The following is an 18307-nucleotide window of genomic DNA, read 5'->3' on the forward strand; positions in this document are numbered from 1 at the left end:
ATACCCTCAAATGACCACCCCCAAAGCCCTGTTGATCCTTCACGGCAAACAAGCCCTGAACGAGGACGTGCGTGCCGCCGTGCTGGCCCGACGTGAGCAGGGTTGGGAGTTGGCGGTGCGGGTGACGTGGGAGGGTGGTGATGCCCAGCGGCTGGTCGATGAAGCCCTGGCTGACGGCTACACCCATATCATCGCCGGCGGCGGCGACGGTACGCTGCGCGATGTGGCCGAGGCCATGGCGCTGGCCAAGGCCGACGCCAGCCTGGTGTTGATGCCCCTGGGCACCGCCAATGACTTTGCCAAGGCCGCGGGCGTGCCGTTGGAACCGGCCGGCGCCCTGGCGTTGCTTGACGTCGAGCCCAAGGCCATCGACCTCGGCCAGGTGGGCGGGCAGATCTTCCTGAACATGGCCACCGGCGGTTTCGGTAGCCAGGTCACGGCCAACACCTCCGAAGACCTGAAGAAAGTCCTAGGCGGCGCCGCCTACCTGTTCACCGGTTTGTCGCGCTTCAGTGAATTGAAGGCCGCCTACGGGGAGCTGGAAGGCCCGGATTTCCACTGGAAAGGCGAGCTGCTCGCGCTGGGTATCGGCAACGGTCGCCAGGCCGGTGGCGGGCATGTCCTGTGCCCCGGCGCATTGGCCGATGATGGATTGCTCGACGTCAGCATCCTGCCAGCCCCCCAGGAAGTGGTCGGCACCCTGCGCGAGTTAATGAACAATGGCTGGGGGCTGGACACCATGTTCGTTCGCGCACGTCTGCCATGGGTCAATATCAAGGTCGCCCAAGGCTTGTACATCAACCTCGATGGCGAGCCGCTGGAAGGCGACGACCTGCATTTCGAAGCGTTGCCCAAGGCGCTTCGCGTGCATCTGCCGCTGGGTTCGCCGTTAGTCGTCCAGGCTGATGATTTGCTCACGCACGGCGAATAACACCAGGCCCGCCACGTCGAAAATCTGCAAGCGCTTCATGATCTGCGAGCGATGGGCCTCCACTGTCTTGATGCTCAAGCCCAGGCCATGGGCAATTTCCCGGGTGGACTTGCCACGTACGATCAAACGCAAAATCTCCAGTTGCCGCGCCGTCAGATTATGGCTGTGGGCAACGGGGGTGCTGGGGCTCTGGCTGCGGATCAGCGCCTGGTTGATCACCGTGTGGGCGATGGCGGGGCTCAGGTAGCGTTCGTTGTTACGCAGGGCCAGCAGGGCATGTTCCAGCTCGTTGGCGGTGGTGTCCTTGAGCAGGTAGCCGTGGGCTCCGGACTCCAGCGCGCGCATGATCAGGTCTGGTTCAGTGTGCATCGACAGAATCAGCACCTTGCAGTTGGGGTAAAAGCGCTTGAGTTGCTGCAAGGCATCCAGCCCACCGGTGTGCCGCATCGACAGATCGAGCAGCACGATATCCGGCTGCAAGGCGCTGTATTGCGCCAGCAGTTGTGCGCCATCGCTGGCTTCGCCGATGACGCTGTAGCCGGGAATATCCAGAATCAGCGCACGCACACCGGCGCGAATCAGTGCGTGGTCATCCACCAGGAGTAAATTGCAGGTCACTCGAGAACCTTAGGGGCGCTGGCCCGTTCGAGAGCGCGGGGCGCCCAGGGGAAAAGTGCGTTGATACGGGTGCCGTTGCCAGGCTGGCTGCTGATGGAAAAGGTGCCCCCCAGCTGGTGTGTCCGTTCGCACATACCGGCCATGCCCCGTTGGCCTTCCCGGCCCGGGTCGGGGGCAGGCGAGAACCCCTGGCCGTCATCGCAGATCATCAGCGACAGGCCTTCAGGCAGGCGTTGCAGGCGCACCAGCAGGTTGCGCGCCTTTGCATGGCGAAGCATGTTGGTCACCGCTTCCTGGGTGATGCGAAAGGCCGCCACGGCCACTTCTTCGGGGATGCCGGTGAGCCGTTGCTGACACTCCAGGCTCCAGCACACCTGGGTGTTTTCCAGGGTCTTGAGCAGGTGCGCGCGCAGGCTGGCTTCCAGGCCCAGGCTGGTCAGTTGGCGGGGGTTGAGGATGGCGCAGACGTCGCGCACCTTGGCCAGGGTTTCATTGAGCGTATTGCACAGCACCGTGCAATGTGTGTTCAGGTCCGGGGGCAGGCGGCGCTGCAACCATTCGCTTTGCAGTTTGGCGGCGGTCAGCAGTTGGCCGATATCGTCATGCAGTTCGCGGCTGAGCCGGTGGCGTTCGTTCTCCTGCACTTGCAGCAAGCGGTCGGCCAGCTCCTGGGGCTCGAACTTGATGGCTTTGCGCGAATTCCACTGTTGCAGCCCCACCACCACCAGCGTGGCGAAGTTGAGCAGCAGGATCGGCAACGGCAGCGGTGCGTCCTGCAGATAGGCCCACAGGCTGCCCAGCAATGAGCACAGGCACAGCGCAAGGGTGAGTCGGCGCACATGGCTGCGGGACACGGACCTGGCGATAAGTGACTTGAAACTCGCGTACATAGCGGATGGAGCCAATGAGGGTTCACTGCGGTGAGGCCGGTTGACCGGGCTCTGTTTGGAGTGCGCTGCCAAATCGTCTTTAAGCATGTTGAAGTTAAATCACTTCGAGCGGGGCATAGTACCACCCCGCTTACCGTTGGTCGCCTGATTGGTTTATGGCCCACACAAATACTCTGGCCGTTAATCCCAGAGTTGAAAGCGGAAAGTTGTATTAACGAAGTTAGTTTGTATAATTATTACATTGATGGCTAATTGATATTTTCCCATTGCGTCCAAGCCGGTCGTTTTTAGATAACTCGGCAGTTAAATACGACCTGCACGACGCTCACGACCCATGATGCAGATGCTGCGGCGGTGTACGGCTCAAATCCTTTTGCGGGATCTGCAAGGCAACCGTTGCGATCAATGAAGTTTGCTCGCTGTCATCCAGGCTCAGTTCACCGGTGCGGGTGTCGATCAGTTCCAGTTGCCAGGCCAGCAGGGTCAGGCAGTCATGCAGCGCGTCCAGCGCCTCGTCATGCAACTGCAGAGGGCTTTGGGCATTGGCGATCAGATTTTGCAGATGCCCCGAGAACTCGCTGATTGCCTGCAGCGCCAGGCCATCGGCTTTTTCAGCCAGTTTGGCCAAGCTGGCTTTCATGCAGTCGATGGCGTCGCTGTCGTTGCGGATCAAATGCAGATGGCTCAAACACTCTTCGGATTTGCCCAGAAGCAGTTGAGCCTCGCCCAGAAACGCGAGAAGTGCTGTTTGCCATTCGTTTGCGCTATTCATCATGCAAGTCTCCGCAACGTAAGGTCGGGTGATGAGATGTCGCACCGGGTGAATGGCTTAAAACTAGCGCTGAAATACGACTTGGACTTGTAGGTCGCTTCCGATGTTTCAGTAGGACGTTTATTGAAATGCTCACGAAAGTCGTATGTAGCCCCTGGGGTGCGGGATGACACGACTTCAGTTGCCGATACGTGAGTGCCTGAAAGGCCCGTGGGCCAAGGGCTGGGGATGGCAAACAAAAGCCTGACTCCATTCATGCAATGAGAATGGCGTCACATTAATGGCTATTAGATATCGCGAATATCAGGTTGGGCCTGATTGCGTATAGGGGAACCCCCTATATGGTGGAACTGCACGTCGGTTCGACTGTCGCGCACGGCGCCTTGAAACAGTATTAAGGGCCGAAGCAGTAAAGCATGATGTCAGTGTGATATCAATGGATTTACATGGCATTTTATTGGGGTCAAGGTCCGGCGCTTGCCGCCGATAATGTACCTATACGACTGCACACCCTCTCAACGCGCCTGCGGCGTGTACACCAGGAGCTTTTAATGGCCGGCATTCTCGACACGGTAGATCAACGCACGCAATTGGTGGGTGAGAATCGCCTGGAAATTCTCATGTTCCGCCTCTTCGGTCGGCAGTTGTTCGCGATCAACGTGTTCAAAGTGCAGGAAGTGCTGCAGTTACCCAAGCTGACCCTGATGCCCCAGCGCCACCCATTCGTGTGCGGGGTGGTCAACCTGCGGGGCCAGACCTTGCCGGTGATCGACTTGTCCCAGGCCATCGGTATGCGCCCTTTGGTGCCGGGGCCCAACAGCACCATCATCGTCACCGAATACAACCGTTCGGTGCAGGCGTTTCTGGTGGGCGGCGTTGACCGCATCGTCAACATGAACTGGGAAGCCATCCTGCCGCCGCCGACCAGCGCCGGTCGCCAGCACTACCTTACTGCCATCAGCAAGGTCGATGACCAGTTGGTGGAAATCATCGACGTGGAAAAAGTCCTCGCCGAGATCGTGCCCTATAACGCCAAGGTCTCGCGGGAAAAACTCGAAGACCCGGTGCTCGAACGTGCCCGTGGTCGCGAAGTGCTGTTGGTGGACGACTCCAACGTGGCCCTGTCGCAGTTGCGCGATACCCTGGGACAGTTGGGGGTGAAGATGCACATCGCCAGCGACGGTCTCAAGGCGTTGAACATGCTCAAAGCCTGGGCCGACAGCGGCCAGGTGATGACCGACAAGCTGCTGATGATCTTCACCGACGCCGAAATGCCCGAGATGGACGGCTACCGCCTCACCACCGAAATCCGCAACGACCCGCGCCTGCGCGGCCTCTATGTGGTGCTGCACACCTCGCTGTCGGGCAGCTTCAATGAGTCAATGGTGAAAAAGGTCGGCTGCGACAATTTCCTCTCCAAATTCCAGCCGGACAAGCTGGTGGATGTGGTGCGCGAGCGACTGATGTTGGACGAAGTGCCCGCCTGACTTTAGGATGACACTTTGTTTCCCAGGAAGGCAGGCCCATGCTTCGTCTCAGCGCGTTGTACCGTTACCCCCTCAAATCCGGCAAGGCCGAAGCCTTGCAGCACATCGGCCTGGATAAACTCGGCCTGCAAGGGGATCGACGTTGGATGCTGGTGGACGAAGCCAGTGGGCGGTTCCTGACGCAGCGGGCGGTGGCGAAGATGAGCCAACTGTCGGCGCTGTGGAGCGACGCGGGCGGCCTGACCTTGAGTTCGCCGGGCTACTCATCGTTGGAGGTGGCGTTGCCGGAGGGTGCCAGTGAACTGCGCGGCGTGACCATCTGGCGCGACACCCTGCGCGTACCCGATGCTGGCGATGAGGCGGCCGCCTGGGTCAGCGAGTTTATCGGCAAGCCTACGCGCCTGGTGCAGCTTCCCCTGGAACGTGCGCGCACCACCGAAGCCGGCTACGGCAAGGATGACGACAAGGTCGGCTTTGCCGACGGCTACCCGCTGTTGCTGATCGGCCAAGGCTCCCTGGATGACTTGTGTGAGAAGATCGGCCGCCCGATGGAGATGCTGCGTTTTCGTCCCAACCTGGTGATCGAAGGCGCCCAAGCCTTTGCCGAGGATGGCTGGAAGCGCTTGCGCATCGGCGATGTGGAGTTCCGGGTGGTCAAGCCGTGCTCGCGTTGCATCCTCACCACCATTGATCCCCGCACCGGCGAGCGCAGCCCCGACCGCGAACCCTTCGCGACGCTGGAGACCTATCGCAAGACCGAGAAGGGCGCGATGTTCGGCCAGAACCTGGTCAACGATGGCATCGGCCACTTGGAAGTCGGGATGCCGGTGACGGTCCTGGAATAAAAAATGCCCGTCTCGCTGGAGACGGGCATTTTTGTTTACCTGTGATACTTAGCCGCGGTATTCACACAGGTAAGCGGTGTCTACGGCGACCTTCAACTGGAACTTGCTGTTGGCCGGTACGTTGAACTGGCTGCCGGCGGCGAAGGTTTCCCACTCGGCGTCGGGCAGTTTGACAATCAGTGCGCCGCAGACCACATGCATGATTTCACGCTGGGCGGTACCGAATTCGTATTCACCCGGAGCCATCACGCCGATGGTCGCCGGACCTTCTGCAGTGCCGAAAGCGATCGACTTGACGGTGCCGTCGAAGTACTCGTTGACTTTGAACATGGGTGAATCCTCGGAAAAAGGGTCTGGAAAGGTCGGCCAGTATGCCCAAGCCCACGGGAGCTGCCTAGACCGGCAAAATCAACGGTAACAGGCGTGCGGTGTTACGCGCGTCTTCCAGGGCGCGATGCTGTTGGCCATTGAACTGCATCCCCGCCAATTGCAGCGCACCATTGAGCCCCAGTGGTTTGTCCAGGCGCCGGGCCTTGGCAAAGCGTTGCTTGAGGTTCACATGGGGCGTTTGCCCCAGGGCGCTGGACAGGCCATGGCGCTGCCATTCGAGTTCAAGTTGCACGCGATCGTAATCACCCCAGCTGGCCCAGCCTTCCAGGCGTGCCTGGTGCTGGCCCAGCCAGCGCTCGAACAGCGGCCACACCTCGGTGATCGGTGTGGCTGCGTCGATATTGGCTTGGGTGATATGGGTCAGCTTGCGGCAAAAGGGCGTCAGCAACGGCCGTCGCAGTGGCCGCACAAAGCGCTGAAAGTGATCCAGTTCGCGGCCCTGGCGGTTGACCAGGCTGGCGCCGATCTCGATGACTTCCATCTCCGTCACGGGCCAACCGCCGTCATCCGTTGTGGCTTCAAGGTCAATAATCAGCCAATGAGGCATGGTGCAGGTTCCCGTACTCGTCCCTTTCTGATGGGGATAGAGCGTAGCCCGGCCCTGTAGTTCCGCCTAGGGCGTTATTCGATCTGTAGCAAAACCTGACGATTGCGCACCTGATCGCCCGCCATGACCTGCACCGCCTTGACGATGCCGTCGATCCCGGCCTTCAACGGGTGCTCCATTTTCATCGCTTCGAGCACCAGCAACAGTTGGCCTTTGGTGACTGTGTCGCCGACGCTGACCTGGATATCGACAATGGCGCCATCCATCGGCGCCTTGACCGTGCCACTGCTGGCATCCACCTGGCGGCTGGCGACCTGCTGGGTGCGGTTGGTCACCTTCACGCCGGGCAGCCACAGTTGGGTATCGTCGATGTAGTAGGCGGTACGCCGCCGGATGCCGTTGAGCACCGAGGTGGCCCAGCGACCGTCGATGGTGAGTTGCAGGTCGTCGGCACTCACGGTGTGGGTTTGGCCATTGACCTCCAGGCGGTAGGTGCACGGCACATTGGCGGTGTTGCGCCATCCCGCCAGGCCTTGGGGATGCTGGTCGGCGCTGTGCCGGTAAAACAGCGCTGCGGCCAGGCTGAGCTGTTCAGTCGATGGCGCCTGGGGCGGTAGCTGGCCGAAGCGTTCGGCGATAAAGGCGGTGCTGAACTCGCCGGCGATAAAATCCGGCTGCTTGAGCAAATCAACCAAAAACCGCTGATTGGTGGTGACACCCAGTAGCACGGTGTCTTCCACTGCCCGCAGCAACTTTCGGCGAGCTTCTTCGCGAGTGGCGCCGTGGGCGATGATCTTGCCCAGCATCGGGTCGTAGAACGGGCTGATGGTTTCGCCTTCGCGTAGGCCATGGTCGATGCGCACGCAGGCGGCAGGCTCCCAGCGCAGCACGTCACCGGTTTGCGGCAGGAAGCCCTGGGCCGGGTCTTCGGCGTACAGGCGCACTTCCATGGCGTGGCCGCTCAGCACCACATCGGCTTGTGCCAGCGGCAGCGGCTGGCCGGCGGCGATGTGCAGTTGCCAGGCCACCAGATCGAGGCCGGTGATCAGCTCGGTCACCGGGTGTTCGACTTGCAGGCGCGTGTTCATTTCCAGGAAATAAAACCGGCCATTGCGGTCGAGCAGAAACTCCACGGTACCGGCGCCGACGTAGCTCACCGCCCGCCCGGCCTTGAGCGCCGCGTCGCCCATGGCCTGGCGCAGTTCGGGCGTCATCACGGGGCAGGGCGCTTCTTCGATGACTTTCTGATGGCGGCGCTGGATCGAGCAGTCGCGCTCGCCCAGGTAGATCAGGTTGCCATGGCGGTCGCCGAACACTTGCACCTCAACGTGGCGCGGGTCGATCAGGGCCTGCTCAAGAATCAGTTCGTCGCTGCCAAAAGCGTTCATTGCCTCGGAGCGCGCAGTGCGCAATTGCTCCAGCAGCTGTTCAGGTTGGTGTACCAGGCGCATGCCACGCCCGCCGCCACCGGCGCTGGCCTTGATCATCAGCGGGAAGCCGATGCGCTCGGCTTCCTGTTGCAGCGTGGCGTCGTCCTGGGCGCTGCCTTGGTAACCGGCGATACAGGGCACACCGGCGTCGAGCATGGCGATCTTCGACAGGCGCTTGCTGCCCATCAGCTCGATGGCTTCGCTGCTGGGGCCGATGAAAACGATACGGGCGTTCTGACAGGCGCGGGCGAAGTCGGGGTTTTCCGAAAGGAAGCCGTAGCCGGGGTGGATGGCGTCGGCGCCGGTGCGTCGGGCGGCGTCGAGGATGGCGGCGATGTTCAGGTATGACTGTTGTACGGGAGCCGGGCCGATATTCACGGCTTCGTCGGCCATCTGCACGTGCAGGGCATGGGTGTCGGCGTCGCTGTACACGGCCACGGTGCGGTAGCCCAGGGCTTGGGCAGTGCGCTGGATACGACAGGCGATTTCGCCGCGGTTGGCGATCAGGATTTTGGTGAAGGCGGGCATTGGGTTATCCCTTACTGGATGTGGCGTGTGTTGGGGCCTCTTCGCAGGCCAGCTCCCACATTTGAAATGTGTTCCCCTGTGGGAGCTGGCTTGCCTGCGATGGCGTCATCGAGACCAACCCGGCTTTCGCTTCTGCACAAACGCCTGCGTCCCCTCAATCCCTTCCTCGCCTCTCACCGCCTCGGCAAACCACTGCGCCCCGCGGTCCAGTACAGCATCAAGCGGCTCATCCACGCTTGCCAGCAACAGGGATTTGGTTCGCGCATTGGCCCCCGGCGCGCACTGCAATACCTGCCCCAACACTTCATCCAGCCGCTGCGCCAGTGCCTGGGCATCGTGCTCGACAAAATGCACCACGCCCAAACGGCCAGCCTCGATCCCATCAAACCGCGCCGCCGTCAGCGCCAGCCGCCGTGCCTGGGTCAAGCCGATGCGCTTGACCACAAACGGCGCTATCTGCGCCGGCAACAACCCCAGGGTGGTCTCCGGCAAGCCGAACTGCGCCTTGTGTTCGGCGATCGCAATATCGCTCACACAGGCCAACCCAAACCCACCGCCCAGCACCGCGCCCTGCAGCACTACGATTACCACCTGCGGCAGCGCTTGCACCTCTTGCAGCAAGGTGCCAAACGCGCGGTTCAACGCGTGTAACTGATCCCCCGCGCCGACCAGGTCCTTCACATCGGCCCCCGCGCAGAAATGCCCCCCCGCACCGCTGATCACCACGGCGCGTACCTGTCTGTCCAATTGCGCCAGTACTGCACGCAGTTCCCTGACCATGGCCAGGCTCATTGCATTGCGGCATTCGGGCCGGTTGAGGGTGATATGCAGCACGCCGTTATGGGCTTCCAGCAGCAGGGTACTCATGGCTTTTTACCGGGCAGGGTGCCCATCAGTTTGCAGATGATGCCCAGCATGATTTCGTCGGCACCGCCGCCAATCGATACCAGGCGCACGTCGCGGTAGGCGCGGGCCACCGGGTTGTCCCACATGAAGCCCATGCCGCCCCAATATTGCAGGCAACTGTCGCTGACCTCACGGCCCAGGCGTCCGGCCTTGAGCTTGGCCATGGACGCCAGGCGAGTCACGTCCTGGCCCTTGATGTACTGCTCGGTAGCCTGGTAGACCAACGCACGCAGACACTCGATTTCGGTGGCCAGTTCGGCCAGGCGGAAGTGGATTACCTGGTTGTCGATCAGCGCCTTGCCGAAGGTCTGGCGCTCTTTGCAGTATTCGATGGTGCTGTCGATGCAGTACTCCAGGCCCTTGATCATATTGGCCGCGCCAAATAGGCGTTCTTCCTGGAACTGCAGCATCTGCATCATGAAGCCTGCTCCTTCATGGCCGATGCGGTTGCGCTGCGGCACACGCACGCCGTCGAAGAACACCTGCGCGGTTTCGGAGCTGTGCATGCCGAGCTTTTCCAGGGGCGGGCTGACGCTGATGCCCGGGGTGTTCATCGGCACCATGATCAGCGACTTGTTGATATGCGGCTTGTCATCGGAGGTGTTGGCGAGCAGGCAGATAAAGTCAGCGCTGGGCGAGTTGGTGATCCACATCTTGCTGCCGTTGATCACATAGTCGTCGCCGTCTTTACGCGCATGGGTCTTGAGCCCGGCCACGTCGGAGCCGGCGCCGGTTTCCGACACGCCGATGCAGCCGACCTGTTCACCGCTGATGGCCGGGCGCAGGAACTCCTCGCGCAATTCATCGGAGCCGAAGCGGGCCAGGGCCGGGGTGCACATGTCGGTCTGCACGCCGATGGACATGGGGATGCCGCCACAGCGGATGCTGCCGAACGCTTCGGCGGCGACGATGGAGTAGCTGTAGTCCAGGCCCATGCCGCCGAACTGCTGCGGCTTGGAAATGCCCAGCAGGCCCAGGTCGCCGGCCTTGCGGAAGATCTCGTGGATGGGAAAGCGCCCGGCTTTTTCCCACTCGTCGACATGGGGGTTGATCTCGCGGTCGACGAAGGCGCGCACGGTGCGGCGCAGTTCCTGGTGTTCCTGGGTGAAGATCATTTTTATTGTTCTCCTGATTAGAATCGCGCCACACCAAAGCTGTTCGGTTGCAGTTGCCTTAGTTCAGCCTCATGGCAGATATCCAGCAGGAACCCAAGCAAGGTGCGGGTATCCCGTGGATCGATCAACCCGTCATCCCACAGATTGGCGCTGCCGTAGAGCGCCGTGGACTGGCTGTCGAGCTTCTGCGCGGTGACCTGTTCGAGCATGTCCAGCACCTTTGGGTCGGGCACCAGGCCGTCCTTCAACTGCTTGGCCTCGGTGACGATGCGCAGCACCTTGCCGGCTTGCGCGCCACCCATTACCGCTGTGCGGCTGTTGGGCCAGGCGAATATAAAGCGGGGGTCAAGGCCGCGCCCGCACATCGCATAGTTACCGGCACCGTAGGAGCCACCGACCACCACCGTGAGCTTGGGCACGCGGGCGTTGGCCACCGCCTGAATCATCTTTGCACCGTGCTTGATCACCCCTTGCTGTTCGGACTCGGTGCCAACCATGAAGCCGGTGGTGTTGTGCAGGAACAGCAGCGGCGTACGGCTCTGATCACACAGCTGGATAAACTGCGCGGCCTTGCTGGCGCCTTTCGGCGTGATGGGGCCGTTGTTGCCGATCACACCAACGGCACGGCCCTGGATATGCAGATGGCCGCAGACGGTATGGGCGTCGAACTCGCTTTTGAACTCCAGGAAATGAGAGGCGTCGGCCAGGCGCGCAAGGATTTCGCGCACGTCGTAGGGCTTTTTCGGATCATCGGGGATCAGCCCCAGCAACTCGTCGATGGGGTACAGCGGCTCGGTATAGGCGTTTTTTACCGCTGGCGGCTGCCGGTCATTCCACGGCAGCAGGCCGACAATTTCTCGCACGATACGCACGCCATCGGCATCATTTTCCGCCAGGTATTCAGCGGTGCCGGCGGTTTGGGCGTGCATCTGCGCACCGCCCAAATCTTCGTCGCTGGCTACTTCGCCGGTGGCGGCCTTGAGCAGTGGTGGCCCGGCAAGGAACAGCTTGGCCTTGCCGCGCACCACCACCACGTAATCCGACAAGCCCGGCTGATAGGCACCGCCTGCCGTGGCCGAGCCATGCACCACGGTGATCTGCGGCAGGCCCATCGCCGACATGCGCGCCTGGTTGGCAAAGCTGCGCGCGCCTTCGACGAAAATCTCGGCGGCATAATTAAGGTTGGCGCCGCCGCTTTCGGCGAGGGTCACCACCGGCAGTTTGTTCTCCATGGCGATCTGTTGCAGGCGCAGGGATTTCTTCAGGCCCGAGGGGGAAATGGTGCCGCCCTTGATCGCGCTGTTGTTGGCCACCACCAACATACGCACGCCGCTGACATAGCCGATGCCGGCGATCAGCCCGCCACCGGCGGCGCTGCCGTCCTTGTCGTCGTGGAGTTTGTAGCCGGCCAGGCTGGCCAGTTCCAGAAACGGCGCGCCCGGGTCGAGCAGCAGGTTGAGGCGCTCGCGGGGCAGCAATTGGCCGCGCTTGTCGAACTTGGGCCTGGCCTCCTCAGCCTTGGCCAGCAGGTTGTGTTCCAGTTGGTGCAACTGGGCAATGGCGGCCAGCATGGCGGCGCGATTCTGTGCGAACTGTGGGCTGTGGGGATCGACCAGGGTTTCAATCGTCGGCATCGTGTTATTGCTCCGTCTTGAGCACATCCGGCAGATAGGCGCGGTGGAACCCATTGAAGGGTTGGCTCGGCGCCTGCGCCTTGTGCAGCGGCCATGCCCGACTGCCCAGGCTGGCGGCACCGTCGATGCGCAGCGTGCTGCCGCTGACAAAGGCCGCGGCCGGGCTGAGTAGAAAAACGATGGCCGCGCTGACTTCCGACTCGGTGCCGATGCGTTTGAGCGGCACATGCTCGCGCAAGGTGGGGATCACGGCCTTGAACGCGCCTTCATAGGTGTCCATGCCGCTGGAGGCAATCCAGCCGGGCGCCACGGCGTTGACGCGCACCCCGGCATAGCCCCATTCAAACGCGGCGGTCTTGGTGAAATTATCCATGCCCGCGCGCGCTGCGCCGGAATGGCCCATGCCGGGCATACCGCCCCACATGTCGGCGAGCATGTTGACGATTGATCCACCGTGCTTGCTCATCGACTGGTTGAACACTTCCCGCGCCACCAGGAAACCACCCACCAGGTTGGTGCGCAGTACGGTTTCAAAGCCCTTTTGGTTGATGGCGGCCAGGGGCGAGGGGTATTGGCCGCCGGCGTTATTGACCAGGCCATGGATGGGGCCATGGTCGTGCAGAATCTGCGTGACCAGCGCCTTCACCGCCTCTTCATCACGAATATCACAGACATGCCAATGGGCGACGCCGCCATCTTCGACAATTTCCGCTGCGACCTTCTGCAGTTTTTCCGGCTTGCGACCCACCAGGATCACGCGAGCGCCCAAGGCCGCCAGCTCATGGGCGGTGCAGCGGCCAATGCCACTGCCGCCTCCGGTGACAATCACGGTTTGCCCCTGGAACAGGTCGGCTTTGAAGATCGAGTCGAAGGCCACGGCGACGGTCCTTTAGGTGAGTTGGTCGGCAATGTGTTGCGGCACGGCGATGGGGATTTCCAGCAGTTGCTGGGCAAAGGCTTTGCCTTGCGGGTCGATGCGCAGGCTGGCGATACCACCGCCGCCCAGGGCATTTTCCAGCAGGAAATTCAGGCTGTGGCTGCCGGGTAGATACCAGCGCTCGACGCGGCCGTGAAGGGGGTCGAGCACGTGGCTCATCCAATCGACGATCACCTCCCGGGTCAGCGTTTCGGCGATCCATGGCAGGTAGTCGGGGTGGCGGGCGATCACGCCGATATTGCTGTGGTTGCCCTTGTCACCGGAGCGCGCCACGGCAAGTTTCACCAGGGGCACGCTGGCGTCGGCGCGGCCTTGGGGTTTGGGCGGTTCGATGGGGGCAGCGGGCGTGCGTAGGGGGAGCGCGGCGGGCAGTTCGACGGCATGGCGTTGGCCTTGATAATCGATGCTCAGTGCACAGGCCGCCTTGTCGATCAGAAACGAAAACAGCCGAATCAACGGGTAGACCGTAGGCCGCCCGCCGACGATGCCGGTGAGCCCCGGCGCCATGCCGGTGGCCGCTTGCGCGATCTCGCGGGCGAACAGCACCAGGGCCTGTTTGCTCGGGTGCCTCACGGCCAGTTTCATCACCACTTCGCGGCAATCCTCACGCCGGGCATGGGCGCCGTAGGTGGCTTCGCTGCCCAGCAGCTCAATGTTCACGTCGGTGTAGGGCGCCCAACCGCGTTGGCTGAACAGTTGCTCGGTCTTGTTGATGATCGCCTGGCTGACCCGCTCGGCCTTGGCCACCGCGTCGATCCCGGCAAGCAGACAACTGGCGGTACAGCGGAAACCATCAGGATAGGTGGCGCTGACCTTGTACTGATCGGTGGGTGGTAGCCCCTTGGCGCCGTGCACACGCACTGAATGCTTGCCTTGCTGCTGCAACTTGACCTGGCTGAAATCGCAGATCACATCCGGCAGCAGATAGGCGCGCGGATCAGCGATTTCATACAGCAGCTGTTCGGCCACGCTGAGTTCACTGATCAGGCCGCCGCTGCCTTCGACTTTGTTGACGGTGAACTGGCCGTCGGCGCTGACTTCGACGATGGGGAAGCCGATGTGCTCGTAGTCCGGTACGTCGCGCCAATCGGTGAAATTGCCGCCGGTGCACTGGGCACCGCATTCGATGATATGCCCGGCCAGGGCGGCCTGGGCCAGATGATCGTAGTTTTGCCATGACCAGTTGAACTCGTGCACCAAGGCCGCGCTGACCACCGCGCTGTCGACCACTCGGCCGGTGATGATGATATCGGCGCCAAGCCCCAGGGCCTGGGCAATCCCCGGCGCGCCAAGGTAGGCATTGGCGGACACGCACAAAGGTGGCAGCGGGGCGCCATTGAACATGTCGGTGACGTTGGGCAGGTGTTTGAGTTGGGGGTGCAGGTCATCGCCGAGCAGCACCGCGATTTTCAGCGCAATGCCGGCCTGGTCGCAGGCCGCTTGCAGGGCGGCGGCGCAGGCCTGGGGATTGATGCCGCCGGCATTGCTGATCACGCGGATGCCCTGGCGTTGGAGATCCGCCAGCAAGGGCGTGAGGACCTCGACAAAGTCCGTGGCGTAACCGGCCTTGGAGTCTTTCATGCGTGCTCCGGCGAGAATCGACATGGTGACTTCCGCCAGGTAGTCGAACACCAGGTAATCCAGGGCGCCGCCGTGCACCAATTGAGCGGCCGCCGTGCAGGTGTCGCCCCAGAAGGCGCTGGCGCAGCCGATACGAACCGTTTTGCTCATGAGAAATCCGTCCTCCAGGGGCTGGCGTCGAGACTACCAAGCAAGCGCTTGGTTTGTAAACTGTGCGCACAAGTTTTACCCAAGCGCTTGCTTGGGTGGCGGCCACGGCCTAAATTGCCGCCCAAGATGTCAGCACAAGTGAAGGAGAGCAGCATGGATGAGCACAAAGCCCTGGGGGTGATGCGCGCCATGGTCGCCGGTGGCCGATTGACCGACCCCGAGAGCGCCCGGGGCAAATTGCTGCAAACCGCGGCTCACCTGTTTCGCAACAAGGGTTTTGAGCGCACGACCGTGCGTGACCTCGCCAGCGCCGTGGGCATACAGTCGGGGAGCATCTTTCATCATTTCAAGAGCAAGGACGAGATTCTGCGGGCGGTGATGGAAGAAACCATCCACTACAACACCGCAATGATGCGCGCCGCGCTGGAAGAGGCGAGCACTGTGCGCGAGCGTGTGCTGGCGCTGATTCGCTGCGAGTTGCAGTCGATCATGGGCGGCAGCGGCGAGGCCATGGCGGTGCTGGTCTACGAATGGCGTTCGCTGTCGGCCGAGGGCCAGGCCCAGGTGCTGGCCTTGCGCGACGTTTATGAAGATATCTGGTTGCAGGTATTGGGTGAGGCCAAGACCGCCGGGTATATCCGCGGTGACGTGTTTATTACTCGGCGCTTCCTGACGGGCGCGTTGTCCTGGACCACTACCTGGTTCCGTACCCAGGGCAGCCTGACCCTTGAAGAATTGGCCGAAGAGGCCCTGCTGATGGTGTTAAAGGCGGATTGAGGTGCACGTTATTAATTTTAGGGCGAACGTTGTCTCCCCCGATAAAAACGCCTAGCTTAGCGCCATCAGAATATTCAACGGTGTGTGCCTCGATGTTTTCGCCATGGCGGCTGGCTGCAGGACTTGCATTATGGGCACTGGGCAGCGCCGCGTGGACGCAGGCGGGCGCTGCGCAATTGGTGAGGATCGGCGCGGCGCACTTTCCGCCTTACACCGTACGTCCTGAACAAGGTGCCGATACCGGTTTGCTGCCGCAATTGATCGAGGCCCTGAACGCTGCGCAAACCGACTACCAGTTTGTCTTGGTACCCACATCTATTCCCCGGCGTTTCCGTGATTTCGAGCAAGGCCGGGTCGACATGGCGATCTTCGAAAACCCGTCCTGGGGCTGGCGGGATATTGCCCATACCAGCGTCGACATGGGCCTGGAAGACGCAGAAATCTTCGTCGCCCAACGTCAGCCAGGTCGCGACGAAAGCTATTTTGCCGACCTTGCCGGCAAGCGCCTGGCAGTGTTCAGCGGCTATCACTATGCCTTTGCGGGTTTCAACCCGGATCCCAGGAACATGGCCCAGCACTTCAACGCCACCTTGACTTATTCCCATGACAGCAACCTGTTGATGGTCGCGCGTGGGCGGGCTGATATTGCCTTGGTGACGCGTTCGTACCTGAGTGATTTTCTGGTGCGCAATGTGGACATGGCCGGGCAATTTCTGGTGTCCGAGCGCATTGACCAGGTGTATCACCATTACGCGTTGCTGCGGCCCAAGGCACCGATCACGGCAGAGGCGTTTTCCGCATTGCTCAAGGGCTTGCGGGACAATGGGCAGATGCTGAAGATTTTCGAGCCGTATCGTATTGATCTGACGCCAGTGCCCTGAGGGGGATTTGAAACCTTTTTGATGGGGCGCGAGGGAGCTGGCTCCCGTGACGGTCGGATAGCTGGCGCATATCTACCTGACACGCCAAGATCCAAATGTGGGAGGGGGCTTGCCCCCGATGGCGGATTACGGCCAGCGTGGTTTGACGGGGCGCCTAAGATCAAGATCAAAAGCAGATCAAGAGCGGCTCGCTTCGCATCGTGGTTACCGATTGCCCGCGCCGCTCCTTCCACACTATATGTTTATGCCGCGCTCAAACCCTGCGTGCAAACGTATCGCTGTGGCTGCCCGACACCTTGCGGCAATGCACCAGCGCATCGCGAATCATGAAGTTCACCAATGTCGGCGAAACCCCCAACTCCTTGGCGATATCCTTTTGAGGCACGCCATGCAGGCGGTACATCTCGAACGCATAGCGAGTGCGCTGGGGCAATTCCGTCAGGGCGTCGGCGATGTTTTCCAGGGTGTTGAAATTGATGTGCGACGTTTCCGGTGAAGCGCCGTGAATAACCACATTCAAGCCTTCCTCTTCGGTCCCGGAGTATTTGAGCTCCAGGGCCTGCTTGCGGTAATGATCGATCGCCAGGTTACGCACGATCTGGAACAGGTAACTCAGTTGGGCTTTGAACGATGAAGTGATCGTCGGCGCTGACTGCAATCGGAAGTAGGCGTCCTGTACCACGTCTTCGGCACGGGAGCGGCACCCGGTAATGCGTGCGGCGATCTTTACCAATATCAGTCGATTATCGACGAACGCCTGCAGAAGGGGTGAGTCGCACCTGCCTGTGGATACTTGTTCCGTCATGGAAATCACCTTGTCGCAAAAGAGGTTAGGGGAGGGCGTCCTTGCTGAGGCCTCCTACACATCGGGCAACAAATTATGCTGAATGATAATGATTGTCAAATGAGAAGGCGAACTAATCTTATGCCTTTGTGGAAGGTGTGAACTACGTCTCGCTCGCCGCCTGCGACTAATTATTTGCCGGGGCCGTCCGTTCTTCTGGGTGACAGGCTTGTTAACAAACGGCCAAGGATCAGCACCCGCAGGAGGAGCAGATGGGTTTTTATCGTGCATTGGGCATGTGTCAGTTTGGAGTGCTTGCGTGATGAATACGCCCGCCCGGCTGCGTCTGTTTTGCCTGCCCCACTCAGGCGCCAGCGCCTCGGTCTATGCTCGCTGGCGCCGCGTCCTGCCGGATTGGTTGCAGGTATGCCCGCTGGAATTACCCGGGCGCGGCAGGCGCATGGACGAGCCGTTGCAGCGCGATATCAAGGCTCTGGCGGCGCAATTGGCTGAGGAAATCAGCCGTGATCTCGACGGTCCTTATGCCTTGTTCGGTCACAGCCTGGGTGGGCTGTTGGCGTTTGAGTTGGCCCATGCCTTGAGCGCGCGCAATGTGCCTGCGCCCCTGGCGTTATTTGCTTCAGGCACGGCTGGCCCGGCGCGGCGCGATGTCAGCGAATACGCTATCGAGAAGACCGATGCCCAACTCATCGCCCGCCTGCGCGAATTGCAGGGCACTGCCGAAGAAGCCCTGGCCAGCCCCGAGTTGATGCAGTTGATGTTGCCGATCCTGCGCGCCGACTTTCTGCTGTGCGGCAGTTTCATCTACGGCGAGCGCGAGCCGCTTGGCCTGCCAATCCATGTGTTTGGCGGCAAGCAGGACAGCGTACGCGCCGACCAGTTGCTCGACTGGCAACTCGACGCCGCCAGCGGTTTCTCCCTGGATATGTTCGACGGCCATCACTTCTTTCTCGTACAGCACGAAAGCGCCGTATTGCGCTGCCTGCGGCGCTATGCCGACGAGCACTTGGCGCGCTGGCGCATTGGCGCGGCACGGCAACTTGCCGCCGGCTGAACCTCACCGATTTCCCGAATTTCCCGTAA

The 18307-nt window shown here is 61.4% G+C and carries 18 protein-coding genes; 6 read left to right on the plus strand and 12 right to left on the minus strand.

Annotated elements, in window-relative coordinates:
- Positions 1 to 10: 10 nt before the first annotated feature.
- On the plus strand, positions 11 to 931 hold the full coding sequence (gene yegS / locus TK42_RS04675) for a lipid kinase YegS (RefSeq protein WP_032880078.1): 921 nt from the start codon (positions 11 to 13) through the stop codon (positions 929 to 931).
- On the opposite strand, the gene TK42_RS04680 is transcribed toward yegS, so the two are convergent.
- From TK42_RS04680 to TK42_RS04690, 3 genes are all read right to left on the minus strand, one after another.
- Positions 890 to 1549, minus strand: coding sequence for a response regulator transcription factor (locus tag TK42_RS04680; protein ID WP_032880079.1), 660 nt, complete (start codon positions 1547 to 1549; stop codon positions 890 to 892). The two genes, yegS and TK42_RS04680, sit on opposite strands and share 42 nt — an antisense overlap.
- Positions 1546 to 2439, minus strand: coding sequence for a sensor histidine kinase (locus TK42_RS04685; RefSeq protein WP_032880081.1), 894 nt, complete (start codon positions 2437 to 2439; stop codon positions 1546 to 1548). Before TK42_RS04685 ends, TK42_RS04680 begins: the two co-directional genes overlap by 4 nt.
- 325 nt (positions 2440 to 2764) lie before the next feature.
- Positions 2765 to 3214, minus strand: a complete 450-nt coding sequence (locus TK42_RS04690; RefSeq protein WP_103733692.1) for a hypothetical protein — start codon at positions 3212 to 3214, stop codon at positions 2765 to 2767.
- A gap of 548 nt (positions 3215 to 3762) precedes the next feature.
- Here TK42_RS04690 and TK42_RS04695 point away from each other — a divergent pair.
- Together TK42_RS04695 and TK42_RS04700 are read left to right on the plus strand one after the other, a co-directional pair.
- Positions 3763 to 4698, plus strand: a complete 936-nt coding sequence (locus TK42_RS04695) for a chemotaxis protein CheV (RefSeq protein WP_005790014.1) — start codon at positions 3763 to 3765, stop codon at positions 4696 to 4698.
- 38 nt (positions 4699 to 4736) lie between these two features.
- The gene (locus TK42_RS04700) at positions 4737 to 5543 is read left to right on the plus strand and encodes an MOSC domain-containing protein (protein WP_103733693.1); all 807 of its coding nucleotides are present in this window, start codon (positions 4737 to 4739) and stop codon (positions 5541 to 5543) included.
- A gap of 48 nt (positions 5544 to 5591) precedes the next feature.
- Here the strand turns inward: TK42_RS04700 and TK42_RS04705 are convergent, their stop codons facing one another.
- The 8 genes from TK42_RS04705 to TK42_RS04740 all read right to left on the minus strand — a co-directional run bounded on the left by TK42_RS04705 (position 5592) and on the right by TK42_RS04740 (position 14761).
- On the minus strand, positions 5592 to 5873 hold the full coding sequence (locus tag TK42_RS04705; protein WP_032880083.1) for a pyrimidine/purine nucleoside phosphorylase: 282 nt from the start codon (positions 5871 to 5873) through the stop codon (positions 5592 to 5594).
- A 64-nt stretch (positions 5874 to 5937) separates the two neighbouring features.
- Positions 5938 to 6480: an exonuclease domain-containing protein gene (locus TK42_RS04710; RefSeq protein WP_005790007.1), complete on the minus strand. Its 543-nt coding sequence runs from the start codon at positions 6478 to 6480 to the stop codon at positions 5938 to 5940.
- 74 nt (positions 6481 to 6554) lie between these two features.
- Positions 6555 to 8438 (minus strand): acetyl/propionyl/methylcrotonyl-CoA carboxylase subunit alpha, encoded by a 1884-nt coding sequence (locus tag TK42_RS04715; protein ID WP_103733694.1) that lies wholly within the window; start codon positions 8436 to 8438, stop codon positions 6555 to 6557.
- 105 nt (positions 8439 to 8543) lie between these two features.
- On the minus strand, positions 8544 to 9305 hold the full coding sequence (locus tag TK42_RS04720) for an enoyl-CoA hydratase/isomerase family protein (protein WP_103733695.1): 762 nt from the start codon (positions 9303 to 9305) through the stop codon (positions 8544 to 8546).
- Positions 9302 to 10459 (minus strand): citronellyl-CoA dehydrogenase, encoded by a 1158-nt coding sequence (atuD, locus tag TK42_RS04725; protein WP_103733696.1) that lies wholly within the window; start codon positions 10457 to 10459, stop codon positions 9302 to 9304. Before atuD ends, TK42_RS04720 begins: the two co-directional genes overlap by 4 nt.
- Before the next feature lie 17 nt (positions 10460 to 10476).
- Positions 10477 to 12093 carry a geranyl-CoA carboxylase subunit beta gene (gene atuC / locus TK42_RS04730; RefSeq protein WP_103733697.1) on the minus strand — a complete coding sequence of 539 codons (1617 nt, stop codon included), beginning with the start codon at positions 12091 to 12093 and terminating at the stop codon, positions 10477 to 10479.
- Between the two features lie 4 nt (positions 12094 to 12097).
- The gene (locus TK42_RS04735; protein ID WP_103733698.1) at positions 12098 to 12970 is read right to left on the minus strand and encodes an SDR family oxidoreductase; all 873 of its coding nucleotides are present in this window, start codon (positions 12968 to 12970) and stop codon (positions 12098 to 12100) included.
- A gap of 12 nt (positions 12971 to 12982) precedes the next feature.
- Positions 12983 to 14761, minus strand: a complete 1779-nt coding sequence (locus TK42_RS04740; protein ID WP_103733699.1) for an acyclic terpene utilization AtuA family protein — start codon at positions 14759 to 14761, stop codon at positions 12983 to 12985.
- Positions 14762 to 14914: 153 nt separating this feature from the next.
- On the opposite strand from TK42_RS04740, the gene TK42_RS04745 reads away from it, so the two are divergent.
- Entirely contained in the window at positions 14915 to 15538 is a 624-nt protein-coding gene (locus TK42_RS04745; protein ID WP_005789994.1) for a TetR/AcrR family transcriptional regulator, read from the plus strand.
- 92 nt (positions 15539 to 15630) lie between these two features.
- The gene (locus tag TK42_RS04750) at positions 15631 to 16419 is read left to right on the plus strand and encodes an ABC transporter substrate-binding protein (protein ID WP_078821952.1); all 789 of its coding nucleotides are present in this window, start codon (positions 15631 to 15633) and stop codon (positions 16417 to 16419) included.
- A 253-nt stretch (positions 16420 to 16672) separates the two neighbouring features.
- On the opposite strand, the gene TK42_RS04755 is transcribed toward TK42_RS04750, so the two are convergent.
- A complete protein-coding gene (locus TK42_RS04755) occupies positions 16673 to 17224 on the minus strand; it encodes an RNA polymerase factor sigma-70 (protein WP_005789991.1) in 552 nt (183 codons plus the stop codon).
- A gap of 301 nt (positions 17225 to 17525) precedes the next feature.
- On the opposite strand from TK42_RS04755, the gene TK42_RS04760 reads away from it, so the two are divergent.
- Entirely contained in the window at positions 17526 to 18278 is a 753-nt protein-coding gene (locus tag TK42_RS04760) for a thioesterase II family protein (protein ID WP_032880094.1), read from the plus strand.
- Positions 18279 to 18307: the final 29 nt, after the last annotated feature.

Origin of the sequence: Pseudomonas sp. GZJR-8 (assembly GCF_002916705.1) — a bacterium.
Taxonomy (GTDB): domain Bacteria; phylum Pseudomonadota; class Gammaproteobacteria; order Pseudomonadales; family Pseudomonadaceae; genus Aquipseudomonas; species Aquipseudomonas synxantha_A.